The 3381-nt window shown below is 41.6% G+C and carries 4 protein-coding genes; 2 read left to right on the top strand and 2 right to left on the bottom strand.

The window, feature by feature from the left end:
- Positions 1 to 544 precede the first annotated feature (544 nt).
- Positions 545 to 1363: a diaminopimelate epimerase gene (locus FIB07_18115; GenBank protein ID NJD54758.1), complete on the bottom strand. Its 819-nt coding sequence runs from the start codon at positions 1361 to 1363 to the stop codon at positions 545 to 547.
- Between the two features lies 1 nt (position 1364).
- Complete coding sequence (locus FIB07_18110; protein ID NJD54757.1) at positions 1365 to 1994, bottom strand: hypothetical protein; 630 nt, start codon at positions 1992 to 1994, stop codon at positions 1365 to 1367.
- Between the two features lie 43 nt (positions 1995 to 2037).
- Here FIB07_18110 and FIB07_18105 point away from each other — a divergent pair, with 43 nt between their 5' ends.
- Together FIB07_18105 and FIB07_18100 are read left to right on the top strand one after the other, a co-directional pair.
- Complete coding sequence (locus FIB07_18105; GenBank protein NJD54756.1) at positions 2038 to 2799, top strand: ubiquinone/menaquinone biosynthesis methyltransferase; 762 nt, start codon at positions 2038 to 2040, stop codon at positions 2797 to 2799.
- A 114-nt stretch (positions 2800 to 2913) separates the two neighbouring features.
- The gene (locus FIB07_18100; protein NJD54755.1) at positions 2914 to 3231 is read left to right on the top strand and encodes a hypothetical protein; all 318 of its coding nucleotides are present in this window, start codon (positions 2914 to 2916) and stop codon (positions 3229 to 3231) included.
- Positions 3232 to 3381 lie beyond the last annotated feature (150 nt).

The following is a 3381-nucleotide window of genomic DNA, read 5'->3' as shown; positions in this document are numbered from 1 at the left end:
TCGGTGTCCTTCCTGTGGTCTTATCATGGGAAGAGATCAGGTATCTGCGATATTAATCGAGAATAGCCCAACCAGTACGGTAGGAACTACCGGAATTAAAGCCCGTCAAGGACTACTCAATAGAGGGTCAATGCAACGGGACGCTCCGCGGCTTTAGCCCGGAGCAGTTCACAGCGTAATCTTTAGGGATTATTTTATCCCCGAACTCTGATGCATACTCCTGTATTTCTACAAATACCCCGGTAGCGCCGATTAACAATGTGATAACTCCAATGATAGCGGCAAATCTATTATTGTTCGAAAGTTTACGTTCTTAATTATTTCCTGTATCTGTATGGCTGCTTCATTTCCTACTAATCCGTTAATCCGAAAATTTCCCCTATTACTGCTTCGGTCCCGACAAATATTCCACCCGGATAAATAATAACGATCAGTAAAGGCGGCAAAGAAAAAATTGACTGTCTTCGGGGACAAAGGCATATCAACGGGAAATTTCATGCATCTTCCAACTCAGGATAATTGTTTTTTGCGTACTTTGCGATGTTTAAATATCTATTGAACCTTCAAATACCTGCTGTGCTGTTCCTTCCATATAGGCGGCATCATCGCTTATTGTAATTCTCAATTCCCCGCCTTTCGTATTCACTTTAACTGAATTCCCGGTCTTCCCAAGGCGATATGCTACTGCTGCAGAGGCTACTGAACCAGTGCCGCAGCTTAATGTTTCACCTTCAACCCCCCTCTCATAAGTGCGGATAGTTATTTCATTGCGGGAATCCAGATGAACAAAATTTACATTAGTTCCTTTTGGAAAAATCGGGTCATACCGGATCTTTGGCGCAGCGGTCATTAATTCATGGCCGTCAAGTGAATCTACAAAAATCACTGCATGTGGGACTCCTGTGTTGACCGCAGATACTTCATATCCATGCAAAGCTACATTGAGAAACTCCCCTGCTCCTTTAGCTGGTATTTGTGTCCTCTGGAATTGCGGTTTTCCCATATTGACCGAAACCCACGTTTTAACCTCGCGCCGCGAACTTACGGGCAGGACACCTGCAAGCGTCTGGACACTTGATTTATCCTGTATATACCCTTTATGCAGTGCATATTCCACAAGACAGCGCACGCCATTGCCGCACATCTCGGCCTGTGTGCCATCCGAATTGAAAATCTGCATCCTGATATCCGCTATATCGGATTTTGCGAGAAAAAGCACACCATCTGCTCCTATTCCGAAGCGGCGGTCGCAGTATTTTAACGCAAAACCGGCTTTTTTATCATCCCGGATGATTTTTTCATTATACTCATCGATCAGGATGAAATCATTTCCATTCCCGTGAAGTTTTGTAAAATGCAACATATTATTTCTTCTCTTTCTTTAATGCGGAGGATATCATCGCCCCGGCGGTTTTAATCATCATATAAGCTCCGCCTACAATCAATACCGGCCCTGCGCCAACAGCTGCTGCGGCTATTCCCGCACTTGCAAGAAGCGCAGTATCCTGGTTCGTGAGGAAACGCGAGACTTTATCAAGTGTGGAAGGTTCGATATCCACTGCATCGGTCTCAAGTACTATCTCGCCTTTCTGGAATATTTTTATCCATCCTGTTTCTTCAGAGACAAGGACAGCTGTGATCGTCTCGTCATATAAAGTAATACCTCTGGCTGCTGCATGTTTTGTCCCGAAACCAAGAAGAGTTTCGGATTTTAGTATCCTTGCTCCGTATGCAACCATTTCCCCTTCAGGGGTGAATATCATGGCCCCGTCAAGCGTAGCAAGTTTTTCAACAACAGCATCCATGCCCTTACTTAGTAAATTTCCTGCGAGCTGGACCTGAGGATAATGAAGGCGGTAATTTCCTTCAATTTGCTTACTATCAGTAATTATGAAAAGAGCTCCCTGGTTTTCTTTGGCGAGCCTCTTTGAAATATTGAGGATGTTACGCATTACTTCAGATTTCTTATCAGCGGTTTTTTCTATCTGGATCATAAGAGCTTACTTACTATTAAGATAAGTTATAAGTTTTGGTAAATTGATTCCGATTGGATCCTATAAACAGCAGGTAATGATGTCTCAATTGCAAAAAAAAGAAAATGTCCGGAATATGTTCGCAGGTATTTCCAAAAGGTATGATTTCTTAAATCACCTCCTGAGCTTTGAAAAAGATAAATACTGGCGTCGCTTTGCCGTATCAAAGCTTCCACGGGGATATATTATTGATGTCTGTTCAGGTACGGGAGATATCGCAATAGAGGCTTCAAAAAAGAACAGGGTAATAGCTTCGGATTTTTGTTATGAGATGCTGCAATTATGCAGGCCCAAGCTAAAGAAAAAGGATATAAAAAATGTAAGTTGCATCCAGAACGATGCAGAAAACCTTTCTTTTAAAGATGGTACTTTTGATGGCGCAATTGTAGCCTTTGGAATACGTAATGTCGCAGATATAAAGAAAGCTTTATCCGAGATGAACCGTGTGGTCAGAAAAGGGGGCAACGTGGTTGTTCTTGAATTCTCTTTACCTGAGAATGTAGTTTTTAGACATTTGTATTATTTTTATTTCAAGAAGATCTTACCGTTAGTGGGGGCGGTTGTATCCAGAAGGGATGGTCCTTATAATTATCTTCCTGCATCAGTGATGGCATTCCCTGAAAGGGATGAGTTTGTTAAACTTATGAAAGATGCTGGTATTTCACATGTTGAATATTTTGACTTGACTTTCGGGATAGTCACGGTTTATGTGGGGGATTGTAATGGTGAGATAAGTAAAGCTAAAGTGAAAAAGTGTATATGCTAAGATTTCTTCCGTTGTTAACCTGGAATCCAGAAATACAGGGAATGCCAAACCATTAACCTCTTTAGAAACGGTTATCGAATTGATAAATCACACGGACAGCAATAAATTATTTATATGATGATAGCTCTTTCCATATTGGGGATAATGATGAAAGTTAGTGAAATAATAGAAGAATTCATTCCGTGTGAAGTATGTGGGAATAATGATTTAGAGAATTTTTATTTCCATGTTTCAGTGGGCCAGCCATATGTAAAATGTTGTGAATGCGAAGAGGAATACTATTCCACAAGCGCCAGGAAAATTTTAGCACGGGCCGAGGAATCAAGGAAGGCAAAAAGGGAATCAAGAATAACTTCCAGGGAAAGAACCGGTATCGGTTTCAAAGATCAGAAGCCTGTACATCCTCTTGTCAAAACACTGGCACAGATGTAAATTATCAGCGGCGCTGTCGAGCCCGATGAGCCGGACGATATCGGATCTTACGGGAGTGTAACCGATTTTGTTGAAACTTCTATTAACTTGAAAGAAAGTAATAGGAGTCGAGCAAAATGGCAAAATTGTTTACAAGAGAACAAGCGAGAG

The organism is Candidatus Methanoperedens sp. (assembly GCA_012026795.1).
Taxonomy (GTDB): Archaea; Halobacteriota; Methanosarcinia; order Methanosarcinales; family Methanoperedenaceae; genus Methanoperedens.
The sequence above is the reverse complement of the archived record's forward strand: the minus strand, read 5'-3'. Positions and strand labels throughout refer to the sequence as shown.

Excerpts from the sequence above, each read along its gene's own strand:
- FIB07_18110 (NJD54757.1), bottom strand. The coding sequence starts at position 1,994 with ATGATCCAGATAGAAAAAACCGCTGATAAGAAATCTGAAGTAATGCGT.
- FIB07_18100 (NJD54755.1), top strand. The coding sequence starts at position 2,914 with ATGATGATAGCTCTTTCCATATTGGGGATAATGATGAAAGTTAGTGAA.
- FIB07_18115 (NJD54758.1), bottom strand. The coding sequence starts at position 1,363 with ATGTTGCATTTTACAAAACTTCACGGGAATGGAAATGATTTCATCCTG.